The sequence below is a fragment of the Mesorhizobium sp. CNPSo 4671 genome, from assembly GCF_057784245.1.
Genome location: NZ_JBWLUW010000006.1, coordinates 54,321 through 67,520 on the forward strand (window position 1 = coordinate 54,321; position 13,200 = coordinate 67,520).

Annotated in this window: 13 protein-coding genes; 10 read left to right on the top strand and 3 right to left on the bottom strand. The window is 58.6% G+C overall.

Going from position 1 to position 13,200, the window contains the following annotated elements; all coding sequences use genetic code 11:
• Positions 1-102: 102 nt before the first annotated feature.
• The 4 genes from AC04SF_RS18320 to AC04SF_RS18335 all read left to right on the top strand — a co-directional run bounded on the left by AC04SF_RS18320 (position 103) and on the right by AC04SF_RS18335 (position 5,146).
• Positions 103-1,074 (top strand): SphA family protein, encoded by a 972-nt coding sequence (locus tag AC04SF_RS18320; protein ID WP_488478974.1) that lies wholly within the window; start codon positions 103-105, stop codon positions 1,072-1,074.
• A gap of 70 nt (positions 1,075-1,144) precedes the next feature.
• Positions 1,145-3,514 carry an arylsulfatase gene (locus AC04SF_RS18325; protein WP_488478975.1) on the top strand — a complete coding sequence of 790 codons (2,370 nt, stop codon included), beginning with the start codon at positions 1,145-1,147 and terminating at the stop codon, positions 3,512-3,514.
• 62 nt (positions 3,515-3,576) lie between these two features.
• Positions 3,577-4,710 (top strand): hypothetical protein, encoded by a 1,134-nt coding sequence (locus AC04SF_RS18330; RefSeq protein ID WP_488478976.1) that lies wholly within the window; start codon positions 3,577-3,579, stop codon positions 4,708-4,710.
• 223 nt (positions 4,711-4,933) lie between these two features.
• The gene (locus AC04SF_RS18335; protein ID WP_488478977.1) at positions 4,934-5,146 is read left to right on the top strand and encodes a helix-turn-helix transcriptional regulator; all 213 of its coding nucleotides are present in this window, start codon (positions 4,934-4,936) and stop codon (positions 5,144-5,146) included.
• Between the two features lie 342 nt (positions 5,147-5,488).
• On the opposite strand, the gene AC04SF_RS18340 is transcribed toward AC04SF_RS18335, so the two are convergent.
• Complete coding sequence (locus tag AC04SF_RS18340) at positions 5,489-6,127, bottom strand: hypothetical protein (protein WP_488478978.1); 639 nt, start codon at positions 6,125-6,127, stop codon at positions 5,489-5,491.
• A gap of 182 nt (positions 6,128-6,309) precedes the next feature.
• On the opposite strand from AC04SF_RS18340, the gene AC04SF_RS18345 reads away from it, so the two are divergent.
• Positions 6,310-6,516 (top strand): helix-turn-helix domain-containing protein, encoded by a 207-nt coding sequence (locus AC04SF_RS18345; RefSeq protein ID WP_488479183.1) that lies wholly within the window; start codon positions 6,310-6,312, stop codon positions 6,514-6,516.
• 156 nt (positions 6,517-6,672) lie between these two features.
• Here AC04SF_RS18345 and AC04SF_RS18350 read toward each other — a convergent pair whose 3' ends face one another.
• Positions 6,673-7,965: a tyrosine-type recombinase/integrase gene (locus AC04SF_RS18350; protein WP_488478979.1), complete on the bottom strand. Its 1,293-nt coding sequence runs from the start codon at positions 7,963-7,965 to the stop codon at positions 6,673-6,675.
• 622 nt (positions 7,966-8,587) lie between these two features.
• Between AC04SF_RS18350 and AC04SF_RS18355 the strand changes: the two genes are divergently transcribed.
• Positions 8,588-9,331, top strand: coding sequence for a glycosyltransferase family 25 protein (locus AC04SF_RS18355; RefSeq protein ID WP_488478980.1), 744 nt, complete (start codon positions 8,588-8,590; stop codon positions 9,329-9,331).
• Between the two features lie 212 nt (positions 9,332-9,543).
• Here AC04SF_RS18355 and AC04SF_RS18360 read toward each other — a convergent pair whose 3' ends face one another.
• Complete coding sequence (locus tag AC04SF_RS18360; protein WP_488478981.1) at positions 9,544-9,777, bottom strand: hypothetical protein; 234 nt, start codon at positions 9,775-9,777, stop codon at positions 9,544-9,546.
• A 335-nt stretch (positions 9,778-10,112) separates the two neighbouring features.
• Between AC04SF_RS18360 and AC04SF_RS18365 the strand changes: the two genes are divergently transcribed.
• The 4 genes from AC04SF_RS18365 (at position 10,113) to AC04SF_RS18380 (ending at position 13,084) form a co-directional block, all read left to right on the top strand.
• Positions 10,113-10,910 carry a sterol desaturase family protein gene (locus AC04SF_RS18365; RefSeq protein ID WP_488478982.1) on the top strand — a complete coding sequence of 266 codons (798 nt, stop codon included), beginning with the start codon at positions 10,113-10,115 and terminating at the stop codon, positions 10,908-10,910.
• A gap of 136 nt (positions 10,911-11,046) precedes the next feature.
• Entirely contained in the window at positions 11,047-11,853 is an 807-nt protein-coding gene (locus AC04SF_RS18370) for an alpha/beta fold hydrolase (RefSeq protein WP_488478983.1), read from the top strand.
• Between the two features lie 68 nt (positions 11,854-11,921).
• Positions 11,922-12,620 carry a DUF2161 domain-containing phosphodiesterase gene (locus AC04SF_RS18375; RefSeq protein ID WP_488478984.1) on the top strand — a complete coding sequence of 233 codons (699 nt, stop codon included), beginning with the start codon at positions 11,922-11,924 and terminating at the stop codon, positions 12,618-12,620.
• 56 nt (positions 12,621-12,676) lie between these two features.
• Positions 12,677-13,084: a DUF930 domain-containing protein gene (locus tag AC04SF_RS18380; RefSeq protein ID WP_488478985.1), complete on the top strand. Its 408-nt coding sequence runs from the start codon at positions 12,677-12,679 to the stop codon at positions 13,082-13,084.
• The last annotated feature ends 116 nt before the right edge of the window (positions 13,085-13,200 follow it).

The following is a 13,200-nucleotide window of genomic DNA, read 5'->3' on the forward strand; positions in this document are numbered from 1 at the left end:
CATGGGCTTGGCCACCCAAAGCAAAAATCTAAGCGCGAGAGGCTGAGCGTAAAAAGCCTTTGGGGATAGCGTTCTTACTAGTCAACGGATCGAGGGGTCGACATGACGAAGATGACTTGGTGGGTGGCGCAGATCGCGGCAGTCGGCGCTTTGGTGCTGGCCGAGCCGGCGGTCGCGGCTGAAGGCGGCACGAGTTTCTATCTTCTGGGATCCAAGACAACCATGGCCGGCTTCCTGCCCGGCCCGGGCTTCTACGCAAGCCTGCAGAATTATGGCTATTCGGGAAGCGGCAACATCGCATACGAGTCTGGTGGTGTGACGGTATCAGGCAATGTCAAGGCCACCGCCTACGTTGCCTTGCCGACTGTTCTTTGGGTTCTGAATAAAGATGTACTTGGCGGCAATCTCGCCTTCACCCTGACCACGCCATATGGCGGCAAATCACTCAACGCCGATGCGCTACTGACCGGGCCGGGAGGCGGCGTGATCAGCAACAATTTCCAGAAAGACAATTGGGATTTTGGCGATCCCGTGATCGGGGCAACCTGGGGCGGGAAGGACGGCGACCTGCATTACACGCTCAACGCGTTGGTGAATGTTCCTATCGGTCCCTGGGAAAAGGGCAACCCGATCAACATCAGCTTTCATCGTTGGGCCTTCGATACCACTGCGGCCCTGACCTATCTGGACCCGAAGACAGGTGTGGAGTTGTCGGGCGCGGCGGGCTTCACCTTCAACGGCGAAAATCCGGACACGAACTACAGAACCGGAACGGAATTCCATCTCGAGGCGGCAGCCATGCTGCATGTGTCTCGCCAGTTGAGCTTCGGCCTCGACGGCTACATGTACGACCAGATCAGCGGCGATAGCGGTTCGGGCGCTGTTCTGGGAGGCTTCGAGGGACGAGTATACGCCATTGGTCCGGCGCTGGACTTCACGTTCCTGGTCGGAAAAACCCCTGTCGTTACGAGCTTTCGCTATTTCCACGAATTTGGTGCCAAAAACCGGCTGGAGGGCGACGCTGGCTTCATCAACCTCGCAATCCCGCTCGGTGGCCAGACGGCGCACGAATAGGCGGATTCGGAATTACAGCCGACGACATTCGGCCGAGTCCAAGGTGCATTCTCAGACAAGGTGACGCGAGATGAGTGACCAACAGCCAAGGCATCGTTCTCACCTGCCGATGAGCAACACGGCACGAAGCGGTCTCGTAACCTTCGACGCGAAAGACCCGGATTGCAAGTTCCCGACGATCGAGCAATTGCGTCCTCCCAAGGGAGCGCCGAATGTTCTGGTGGTGCTGCTCGACGACGTCGGCTTTGGGGCGTCAAGCGCGTTTGGGGGTCCATGTCACACGCCGGTAGCGGAAAAGCTTGCGGCGCAAGGCCTCAAGTACAACCGCTTTCATACGTCCGCGTTGTGCGCCCCTACTCGACAGGCACTTCTGACTGGACGCAACCACCATTCCGCCGGGATGGGCACCATCACTGAACTCGCCACGGGCGCGCCTGGTTATTGTTCGGTACGCCCGAATTCGATGGCGCCGCTTGCGATGACCCTGAAGCTTAACGGGTATTCGACGGCACAATTCGGCAAATGCCACGAAGTACCGGTTTGGCAGTCGAGTTCGGTTGGCCCGTTCGACGCATGGCCGTCGGGCGGTGGCGGCTTCGAGTATTTCTACGGCTTCATCGGCGGCGAGGCGAACCAATGGTATCCGTCCCTCTTCGAAGGCACGCGGCCGGTGGAGGTGGATCGGACCCCTGAGGAAGGCTACCACCTCATGGAGGATCTCGCCGACAAGGCCATCCAATGGATCGGCCAGCAAAAGGCGCTTGTGCCGGATCAGCCGTTCTTCGTGTATTTCGCGCCTGGCGCAACCCATGCTCCGCATCATGTTCCCAAGCAATGGGCAGACAAATACAAGGGAAAGTTCGACGGCGGCTGGGACAAGCTGCGCGAAGAGATTTTTGCGCGCCAGAAGAAACTTGGCGTGATCCCGGTCGATTGCCAATTGACGGCTCGGCCTGCCGAGATCCCCGATTTCGCGTCGATGCCCGAGGAGTTCAAGCCCGTGCTGCGGCGGCAGATGGAGGTCTACGCCGGCTTTCTGGAATACGCCGACCATCACGTCGGCCGAGTTATCGAGACAATCGAAAAGCTCGGCATTCTCGACGACACATTGATTTATTACATCATCGGCGACAATGGCGCTTCAGGCGAAGGCGCTGTGACGGGTTGCTTCAACGAGGCCAGCTTCTTCAACGGCCTTCTGGCACTCGAAACGCAGGAATACCTGAGCGACAGGCTAGAAAAATTCGGCGGGCCGGAGTCGTTCAATCATTACTCGGTCGGCTGGGCGCACGCGCTAGATACACCATATCAATGGACCAAGGTTGTAGCTTCGCATTTCGGCGGCACGCGTAACGGGACGATCGTCCATTGGCCCAAGGGCATAGCGGCCAAGGGCGAGGTCCGGACGCAGTTCGCCCACGTGATCGACGTTGCGCCAACAATCCTGGAGGCCGCTGGCCTGCCCGAACCTGTCTCAGTCAATGGCATTCAGCAGGACCCCATTGAGGGGGTCTCGATGATGTACTCCTTCGACGACAGGCAGGCGCCGGAGCGCCATGAGACCCAGTATTTCGAGGTCCTAGGAAATCGCGGCATCTATCACAAGGGCTGGACCGCGGTGACAAAGCATTCAACGCCCTGGGTGAAGTCCAAGCTCCCTGAACTCGATGACGACGTTTGGGAGCTATACGACACCACGAAGGACTGGAGCCAGGCGCGAGACCTCTCAAAGGAAATGCCGGAAAAGCTGCACGAATTGCAGCGTCTTTGGTTGATCGAGGCTACCCGCTACAAAGTGCTGCCGATCGATGATCGTACGCTGGAGAAGTTCAATCCCGAAATCGCCGGCCGGCCGGTGCTGATCAAGGGAAACACCCAGCTGCTTTTCCCCGGCATGGGACGCCTTTCGGAGAACACTGTCCTCAACATCAAGAACAAATCGCATTCCGTGACGGCCGAGATCGTGGTGCCAGAGGGCGGCGCCGAAGGCGTGATTGTAGCCCAGGGCGCCAACATCGGCGGCTGGAGCCTCTACATGAAAGGAGGCAAGCTGAAATACTGCTACAACTTCGGCGGCTTTCAGCACTTCTACGTTGAATCGAAGGACAAGCTAGCGGCTGGCGAACATCAGATTCGCATGGAGTTCGTCTATGATGGCGGCGGCCTCGGCAAAGGCGGCAACGTGACGCTTTACTATGACGGCAAGCAGGTCGGCGAAGGCCGCGTCGGAGCAACTCTCGCAATGGTTTACTCCTCGGATGACGGACTTGACGTGGCGGCAGACGGTGGAGCGCCCGTATCGGAAGATTACGGTCCACGAGGCAACCGCTTCAATGGTCGGATCAAGGGCATTCAGCTGGCGATCGCCGATGCCGCTGCGGATGAGGATCATCTGGTGTCGCCCGAGGACGCTTTGCGCGTGGCCATGGCACGGCAATAACACCGATGTGCGCAGTCGAGACGATTTTGCGTCGGGGCGACGCAAATTGGCGGGCAAGTTAAGTGCTGTTCGAGGACTTTTCGATCTTGGCCACGGGGCCCCGCCCCTGGAGATTGCCCGTCAGTCTGGCGACCGCAGGCTTTGGGCTTGGGTTACTCCTGTGGGCGATACTTGCGCTTCTTGCCGCAACCGAAGGGGTCGCCGGGCGCTTCTTCTCGATTGAAGCAATGGCAATTCACGCCCGTTTACTGCTGGCGTTGCCAATAATCCTGTGGTGCGAACAGACGTTAGGGCTGGCTATTTACAGCTGTTGCCGGTCGCTTGTTCGATCCAAGATTGTTCTCAACGAGGCCAAAATCCAACTCGATGCGGACGCCGCCTTTCTGGTCAAGTTGCGCGATTCCTGGGCGGTATACGCCGGGTTGGTGATAATCGTTGTCGTCCTTAATCTAATCTCCCCAAGGGAATTTGTGGGCGGCCTGCACGGGGACGGCGGAGAGCCTTTGTCCGGTACGGCGCCTCTAGCAACATGGTGGTATTGGGCCGTCTGTTTGCCAGTTTTCAGGTTAATTGCGGTTCGATTTGTCTTCCTGTTCGCGCTGTGGGTTCTGATGATACGGCGCATCTCGCGACAGCGACTCGATCTGGTGGCGACACACCCCGACCTGGCGGGTGGCTTAGGTTTGATCGAAGACGTTCAGACCAAGCTTACAAAAATCGTCATGGTGATTTCGATCGTCAACTCGGCGTCGCTTGCTGCGACCTTCCAAACCACCAGAGCGGATCTGAACCAGGTCTACCTGTACATGTTTGTTATAACCCTGCTTGGGCTGGTGATCGTTTGTGGCCCTCTTCTGCTCCTAGCATCGCCGCTCACGCAATGTCGCCGAAAGGGCATGGTAGCGTTCTCCGATGTCACCTTTCTCTACGCCCATTTGTTCGACGAGAAGTGGGTCCGGCCGCCGGATGTGAAATACAATGAATTCTTGGGAACAGCTGACATCCAGTCCCTCGCTGACATTTCTTCAGCTTTTATGAACGTCAAGATGATGCGTATTCTGCTCATAAACAGGGAGCTGGTCACCTCGGTCGCTTTGTACGCCGCGGTCCCACTCGCCCCCCTCTTACTGTTCGTTTATCGCGTGGACGAACTCTTGCCGAAGATATTCGGCAACATTCTTGGCCTTCCGGGTTGAGTTGAAGGACGGGTTGCGCTTATCGGACTGCTCGTTCGTCGGAAGGCCTTCAGGACTCCTACGATCCTCCTCCAAAAGCGGCATTGGGCCCTAGACCCATCCTATTTGCCGCCGTCTCTACGCCGGGCTACGACGACGCGCAAAGCCCTCTTGCGGGCCCGTAAGCGTCTGTCCTTTGTGGATCAGGAGCAATCAAAAACAGCCAGCAGGAGGCAGCGCGGCCATGCGCGAACCAGACCGGATCATCCGCCTGAAAACCGTCGTGTCTCGGACCGGTCTTTCCCGGTCCACCATCTACCGCAAGATCGCCGAGGGCACGTTCCCACGCCAGATCCAGATCAGTATCCACGGTGCAGGTTGGCATGAATCCGACATCAGTCGCTGGATCACCGATCCCGTTTCATGGCGTCCGCAAGACAAGGGCGAGCAGCTGTGATGAGGGCGATGCACGATGTGCGGGAAGCTGGGTTGATCGAGAGTCGCGGAAGCGGCCTGGGCGAGCGAATACGACAAACCGGAAACGACTGTCGGCCGCGCGTCCATCAAAATGGGTTGCTCAAGCAAGGCAACTTTGGAGCGAACCGCACACCACCAGCTGCTTGTCTGTTCCTGGCCCGCGCCGGATCGGTGACCATCCCTCAGTTTGAGACAGCAGGCTTCCGCGAAGCGGCTGCGGCTGTGAAGGACGTTACCCGATCCAGCATCCTTCGAAGCAGACCGCTTCCTTACCGCCCGTCAGCCGTCATCTGACGGTTGCTCAATCGATCCGGCGATCATCCTAGCATCGATTTTTATGGTGCCGAGCGAGGTCATTCAGTACCGAGCGGATGTGCGGCCAGGGGAAATCGTCTGGATGTTCCCTGTGCTCACCGTCACGCAGGATGACCTTGAGCTTGGCCAAAATGCCTTCGATGGACGTGGCCGCTGTCTGCGGCAGATCATCCAGAAGTGCCCCTTCGGCTGTTTCCGATTGCCGGATCAGTTCGTCTGTTCTCGAATAGCCGATCTCAGCATCAGCTGCGTCCCAGCGCGCTTGGTGTGCTGTGAAATCCGCAAGCGCCCTGCCCCATTCGACTTCATTTTCAGGAGAGTGGGCATCGTTGAGATTCTCGATGGAATGGAGCGTCAAGTCCGTACCATCGGCAAGCCGTACCTTGGCGCAGGGAAAGCCGACCGTCCTGGCGAGGTGTGTCTCCAACCTTTGCTGTTCGCGGCACAGCGCCAGTGTCTCGTTGTGGATCTTTTGCCAGTTCCCACACAGACGGAGAGCAGGATCAGCCGCGCTGCTGCCGTCCGTCAGTTCGGCGGCCCGCGACTTTACATGGAAGGGCCATGCCACGGCGGCCGTGGCCGTGCCCGCCAGCAAGCGCCGCCGGGTGACGAAAGACAAACTCATGCTATTGTCGGAATCATCCATGATCCGAGCTCCATGAAAGCTGGGGTTGTGGTTAGGTTGGACAGGTGTGACCGCACCTGTCCAACCGCTCAAGATGCTTGTCGGCATCAATGGTAGTATCAGTGTTACTATCTATGGCCAGCAAATGCAACAACTTAGTAACAGGGTTACTACGAATGGCAATAACTTCGGCCCAGTGTCGGATGGCGCGGGCAGCTCTTCATCTAGGCATTCGGGAGCTTGCTGCCGTCGCCAAGGTCTCTCCCAACACTATCGCGCGACTGGAGCGCGGCGAGGTTCTGTTCGAAAACACGCTGCAGGCGGTACAAGGTGCCCTGGAGAACGCTGGCATCGAATTCATTCCAGAGAATGGTGGTGGGCCCGGCGTGCGCTTAGCCAGGCGAAATTAGAGGTGGCGTCACGCACCGCCCATCGAACTGAGCGGAAATATCTCAGCGCCACCGCTGATAATTCCGGTTCGCCCCGATCAGCGATCGATATTGCTGAACAGCTTAGCGTTCCGTTTTGCTCGCGAGCTTATCGCCTTCGGCCAGCGTTGCCGGGGCTCATCTCTTAGAGCTTTGGTCAGTTCCCGCCCGCAAAAACGCAGCCCAATCGCTCATCATGGCGCGGCGCTTCTCAATCATGGTTTCGCGCCGGTATGCGGCCTCAACGTCGCTGTTGATGGCGTGGGCGAGCGCAAATTCCCGCATGTCTCGGGGATAGTCGGACAACTCCCCTGCCCAATCAGAAAACGTTGACCGCAGCCCATGGGGCACGGCCGGACGCTTCGAGTTCTTGTCGAGCCAGCCCGTGCGGCCCGCCTCGATCTCGCTTTCGTGCATCCGTCTCATGGTGGCGCTCAACGTCATGTCGGACAGCATGCCGCCACGGATCGCCGGAAACACATATTCTGTGTCGGCGGTCGCGACCTCTTTCATCGCAGTTAGGATTGTCATTGCCGCATCGGACAGCGCCACAACGTGCGGGCGCTTCATCTTCATTCGCGATGCCGGCACTGTCCACAATTTGGCGTCCCAATCGATTTCCAGCCATTCCATGCCGCGCACTTCGCCTGACCGCGCAGCGGTCAATGTCGCGAATTCCAATGCCCGTGCACCCGTGCCTTGGCGTTTGCGCAATGCTGCGAACCACGTGGGCGCGTCTTTTAACTGAACGGCGGGCTGATTATCGACCGTCGCAACCTTGCTTGGCTTGGACAACATGGCATTGAGATTGCCCTTCCACTGTGCCGGATTGTCGCCCTCGCGGTGTCCGTGTGCCTTTGCCCAATCAAGCACGCGTTCGCAACGTTGCCGCAAACGCGTGGCCGTCTCCGTCTTGGTCGTCCAGATCGGCTTAAGGATTTCGACCATGTGATGTTTGGTGACTTCGGAAACGGCAAGGTTGCCGATGACGGGCATTGCATACGTGTCCAGCGTGGATTGCCATTGCTTCCGATGCTTTTCGTTCCTGAATTCCGCCAGCGTGTCGGCAAGGAATTTGTCAACGGCATCGCGGAATGTCAGATGGCGTTTTGCGGCCTCGATCGCGGCTTTGCGACGCTCGCGCTTCTCTTGAAGCGGATTGATGCCGTTGTGGATTTTGTCTTTGGTTGCCCTCGCCCGCTGGCGGGCTTCGCCCAATGATACGTCATACCCGCCAAGACCCATTTCGCAACGCCGGCCATTGACGTTTGTTGTGCGCAATAGCCATGACCGGCCGCTGCCCGGCGTGATTTGGAGCATGAGTCCGGCAACACCGCCAACAGCAAACACAGCGTTGCCCGCTGTGGTCGATCCGGGGTGTTTCAAGTTCTTGACGGCTAGTGCTGAAAGTTCCTTCGCGATCTTCGGCATTTCTCTATCCCATCATCTTACCCGCCAAAAAAAATGGCATTGGATGATGCGAATTGCAACGGGGCGAGACAGTAGCTTTGGATTAAAGAATTGATATTGCCTTATTATTTTCATTGGTTGAGACGACATGAGACAGCAGTATGGCTGTCACTCCCTCCGCCAGATATTTGGCTACCGACTTGAATACGCTAATCAATTTGCGTGACCTTCATCAGGAAACCCTCCTAAACCGGCACCATGTGCGCTTCCATCTCGCGGACAGCGGTGGCAAGGGCATAGGCCAGGTCTTGGCTCGTTCATCCCCATGGGGCAGGAAACCTTCAAGGACGCCCTTGATGCCGGCGACTTGGCCCGGTGAAAGGCTGGTGCCGAACACGCCCGAGTGCGAGAGCGAAGAGCGTCATAAAAAGGGCGCTGCGGTCCATGGCTGATCCTAGCGGGGTTACGACCGGAGCAGGATGGGACGAAAACAGTAGCCGTTTGATTTTTGGAGCCGAACAAAGGTTGCGGGAACATCTTGGCTGCGGTTATAGACCCCCACCGGGAGCATATATGCTGCGGAAGCGGCGCCAATATTGCTTATAATTTAGTTTTAGGTTGCGGGGCGACAATGAAATGTTTGGTGATTAATCTTGACCGGTCAGTTGATCGGCTTGCTGCCGTCAAATCTGAATTTTCTCGTATTGGGGTAGCCCTCGAGCGCGTAGCAGGGATTGACGTGAAAGAAGGGCTTCCGTTTGAAGCGCCCCCGCTTACCGCGACTGAGGTCTGTTGTTTTCTCAGTCATCGGCTCTGCTGGGAAATAATAGCCGACGGCCCTGATGAATACGGCGCCGTATTCGAGGACGATGTTGTTTTTAGTCAGGATGCCGGGTCGATACTTGTTGACAGCAGTTGGATTCCGCCAAATGCCGACATCATTAAACTCGAAACATTCTTCAATCGAGTGAGGCTGGGTAGCCAGCACTTTGCCGTTGCGGGAGCGTACTCAGCCCGGCTGCTTCTGGGGCAGCACTTGGGGGCATGCGGTTACATAGTTTCCAAAAAAGCGGCGCAGAAGCTATTCAACAGCACTGAACGCCCCAAGGCGGCGGTCGACGTTGCCCTCTTTAGCCCAAATCAGATGACAGCTGCCCGAAAAACAATTTACCAGCTAACCCCGGCTCTGTGCATGCAGGCTCATTTTTTGGGTGGCAAAATACCCCAAAGCCTGGTCCAAGTTGCCCCGAGAGACCACATCAACAAGCGGATGATCGATAGGGGCAGAGCAGAGGTTGCGCGCGTTTTCTGGTACTTCCACAACAGGCCATTTTTTCAAGCAGCAGAGAAAGTTGACGCTGTGCGCCTGGGCGGCGGCAACGTCTAACGGATGGCGCTGACCAATCAATTCTCTACCGCCTGCGCCATGGCATGCCACCCCGGGCCATGGCACGCGACGTTCCTCTGCCCGCCAGACGGTCGCGCAAGGCCCGCAACCTGATCGGTTCGCAGATGTCCACTGTTTCGATTTCGAGCCGACCCTCGAACTCATCGCGAGATCGCGCAGCTTGGTGCGGCCGCGCAACGCCAGACGATTGCTCAATCCGACGGCTGGGCACGCTCCGCGATGGCAAATGCCTGCAGGTTCTTGGCCTTGCCGATGTCCTGATCCGCATTGGCGATGATCGAAAAGAAGGCCGCTCTCGCGATGTCCTTCTTCGAGGCCTTGGGGTGGGCTTTCTGGGCTGCCTTGACAAGCTGCTTGGGTGACATGTCGGGCGTGACGATCCTCATGTGGGTGTCGCCGATCGCGCTCAATTCACTTGCGTCCATGACGGGGTGTCCTGTGCTGACCGAAGGCCACGATAGCAAGGACAGTTCGCGACCGCCAGGATGGCGCCTGAAATAGAAAACCCCACCGGCAGGGAACCGGAGGGGTTGGTCTTGGGAGGACGCGCGGCACACGCTGCGTTCGTCAACCGCGCAATGCTGAGATATCGCCCGGTTGCGACACCGATGTGACAAAGGTGAGCGTCTCTCAACCACAGGCCCTGCCGTCAGATGACTGGAGACCGATATCAAGCCTTTGGAAAGGAGAACTGTGGTTCTGTCCGGGAGCTGAAGCGCGAGTGGGTGCTGGCCACAGGCAAGGCCATAGAGGCGGGTGAATGGACATATTTGGCATCAAGGCACTGTTGATCTCCGCATTGATCTTCATTCCGTTCGAACATTTGTTCCGTGAACGCCCCCAGAAGACCCTCCGCAAGGGCCTGGGTGTCGATCTGATCTATGTGCTGTTGAACGGCCTCATCATAAAAGCAGTCATCGTTCTGATCGCGGCCAACACACTCGACGCCGCCGCGATCCTGGTTCCGCAATCCATGACGCATGCCGTCGGCGGCCAGCCCGTCTGGCTGCAGGTCGCGGAAATCATCCTGATCACGGATATCGGCGTCTACTGGACACACCGGGCCTTCCACGAGATCCCGGCGCTTTGGAAGTTCCATGCCGTCCACCACGGCATCGAGGAGCTGGACTGGCTCGGCGCCTTCCACTCCCACCCGGTCGACGCCATCCTCACCAAGGCAATATCGCTGACGCCGATCTTTTTCCTTGGATTCTCGGAAACCTCGATCGCCGTCTTTTCATCCATCTATTTTGGACACACGCTGCTTGTTCATTCAAACCTGCGGATTCCGTTTGGCCCCTTGAAGTGGCTTATCGCCAGCCCGCAGTTCCATCGCTGGCACCATGCCAACCAGCGCGAAGCCTATGACAAGAACTTCGCGGGGCAATTGCCTGTCCTCGACATGGTGTTCGGCACCTACAATGCCACCGGCAACAAGGTGCCGGAAAAATACGGCGTCGATGATCCGATCCCGTCCAGCTACGTCGGGCAGGTCGGCTATCCGCTCCTGCGCCTTGGGAAACGATCGAATCGTCCAGTGCCGAGCACCGAAGCCTGACATCGATGGCGCGGGGGCTGCCGGCCGAAACTGGTGGTGTCGCCTGATGGCAGCAGACTTTTCGTCGCGGGTTGGTCTCGGCTGATACCAGCAATAATTCTAGGTCCTGCGCGTTCGCCTCAGGAGCTTTCTCAGCATGGACTATCACGACGACGACCTCAGGGAATTCGAAGCACATGGCGCCACGCCCCTGCCGGCCGCAGGCGACGAAGGCCATGTGCAACATGAGGGCGCAAAAATCTGGTACGCCGCGTTTGGCGCCGGCCTTCCCGTGATCTTGTTGCATGGCGGTCTCGGCCATAGCGGCAATTGGGGATTTCAGATTCCCGCGCTGGTCGAGCACGGCTACCGGGTCGTGCTGATCGACAGCCGCGGCCACGGACGCAGCACACGCGACGAACGGCCTTACAAATACGAATTGATGGCTTCAGATGTCCTGGCCGTGATGGATACGCTGAACTTGAAAAAGGCGGCCGTGGTCGGTTGGAGCGATGGCGCCTGCGTTGCCCTGATCCTCGGCATGAAAGCCGCCGACCGCGTCACGGGGGTGTTCTTCTTCGGCTGCAACATGGATCCGAGCGGCACGAAGGACTTCGAGCCCAATCCGGTTATCGATCGCTGTTTCGGCCGGCACGCCAAGGACTATGCCGAATTGTCTGCGACACCGGACCAGTTCGACGCATTCGTCAAAGCCGTCAGCCTGATGATGAGGAGCGAACCCAATTATTCCGCCGCCGAGCTGGCGCGAACGCGCGTGCCCGTCGCGATCGTTCAAAGCGAGCATGACGAGTTCATCAAAGACGAGCATGCGAACTATCTCGCCCGCAGCATTCCGGCATCGGAATTGATCGTCCTGCCCGGCGTCAGCCATTTTGCGCCGCTGCAGCGGCCCGGGCAGTTCAACAGCGTGCTGCTGGCCTTCCTCGGAAAAATTCATCCCTAAGGATCCGCTGCGCCGCCCTTCCTCCAAGCTGGAGGGCTTTTTGCGCCGAATCGGCTAAGCCTTGAGGCATGAACGAGACCTCACTCTATGCGCCGGTGAAGCGGTTCCTCGAAAATCTCGACTTCGTCGTGAAGGGGGAAATTGGCGGCTGCGACATCGTCGCGCTGCGCGAGGGCGAGCCGCCGGTCGTCGTCATCTGCGAGTTGAAGCTGCAGTTCAATCTGGAACTGGTGCTGCAAGCCGTCGACCGTGCGGCCGCTTGCGACGAAGTCTGGCTGGCGGCGCGCATGTCGGCGCGGGGCAAGGGGCGCGAAAGCGACACCCGCTTCCGCAACCTCTGCCGCCGGCTTGGCTTTGGCGTGCTTGGCGTGACAGCCAGTGACAAGGTCGAAGTGCTTGTCAGTCCTGCCGCGCCGGAGCCGCGCAGGAATGCGCGGAAGCGCTCCCGCCTTGTCGACGAGCACCAGCGCCGCCGCGGCGATCCTGTCGCCGGCGGAGGATCGCGGAATCCGATCATGACCGCCTACCGCCAGAGCGCCCTCATTTGCGCCGCCGCGCTTGTCGACGGCCCCAAGCGGCCGCGCGATCTGAAGGCCTTGACGCCGATCGCGCCGAAAATCCTGCAGCACAATGTCTATGGCTGGTTCGCGCGCGTCGACCGCGGCGTTTACGATCTCACCGATGCCGGCCGCGCCTCGCTGGTCCGTTGGCCGCAGGCGGCGCACGATGAGGCTCGACACGAGATTTTGATTGCGTCGACCCCCTGAATACGGGGGCTTGCCGAGCATGAAGCGCCCCTCTTGGTTGATTTTTCAGACAAAACATGCTGCTTGTCCCGCCCATGAAGACACTCTGCATGACGGCCATTGCGTCCCTGACGCTGGCTTTCCCAGCCAGTGCGATGGACAACGCCTTGCGCACCGGGTTGATGAAACTTGATCCGCAAACACGCCTCGAGCAGCGCTGCGATGCTGAAGTCCTGGACCGGATCACTCACGATGACCGCAAGTTCAAGGCCGACCGTGTTGTCGCCTACGCCTTCGCGACGCCCGAGATGAGCGCCGATGCGATCAGGAGCCCCGGTGCGGCGTTCCGCAGCAAGGGACAGTGGTATCGGCTGAAATTCAAATGCCAGACCGGTCCGGACCACATGGAAGTCCTGCAACTGCGCTACCGGATCGGCGATGAAATTCCGGAAGCCGACTGGGCGAAGTACAATCTCTACGATTAGTTTTTCGCAGGCGCTCGTCCGCTTCGGCTCACGAGCCGGCGGTGGCTGAAAATCCCCTGTAATACCCCTGCCACGAAAGTGGTTTTCCGGTGTTGTCTGCGGCAGCGTCTTGACGC

What these genes read in the sequence shown, in the direction of transcription:
- AC04SF_RS18320 (WP_488478974.1), top strand. Translation starts at nt 103, where the DNA reads ATGACGAAGATGACTTGGTGGGTGGCGCAGATCGCGGCAGTCGGCGCT.
- AC04SF_RS18325 (WP_488478975.1), top strand. Translation starts at nt 1,145, where the DNA reads ATGAGTGACCAACAGCCAAGGCATCGTTCTCACCTGCCGATGAGCAAC.
- AC04SF_RS18335 (WP_488478977.1), top strand. Translation starts at nt 4,934, where the DNA reads ATGCGCGAACCAGACCGGATCATCCGCCTGAAAACCGTCGTGTCTCGG.
- AC04SF_RS18340 (WP_488478978.1), bottom strand. Translation starts at nt 6,127, where the DNA reads ATGGATGATTCCGACAATAGCATGAGTTTGTCTTTCGTCACCCGGCGG.
- AC04SF_RS18345 (WP_488479183.1), top strand. Translation starts at nt 6,310, where the DNA reads ATGGCGCGGGCAGCTCTTCATCTAGGCATTCGGGAGCTTGCTGCCGTC.
- AC04SF_RS18350 (WP_488478979.1), bottom strand. Translation starts at nt 7,965, where the DNA reads ATGCCGAAGATCGCGAAGGAACTTTCAGCACTAGCCGTCAAGAACTTG.
- AC04SF_RS18360 (WP_488478981.1), bottom strand. Translation starts at nt 9,777, where the DNA reads ATGGACGCAAGTGAATTGAGCGCGATCGGCGACACCCACATGAGGATC.
- AC04SF_RS18365 (WP_488478982.1), top strand. Translation starts at nt 10,113, where the DNA reads ATGGACATATTTGGCATCAAGGCACTGTTGATCTCCGCATTGATCTTC.
- AC04SF_RS18370 (WP_488478983.1), top strand. Translation starts at nt 11,047, where the DNA reads ATGGACTATCACGACGACGACCTCAGGGAATTCGAAGCACATGGCGCC.
- AC04SF_RS18375 (WP_488478984.1), top strand. Translation starts at nt 11,922, where the DNA reads ATGAACGAGACCTCACTCTATGCGCCGGTGAAGCGGTTCCTCGAAAAT.
- AC04SF_RS18380 (WP_488478985.1), top strand. Translation starts at nt 12,677, where the DNA reads ATGCTGCTTGTCCCGCCCATGAAGACACTCTGCATGACGGCCATTGCG.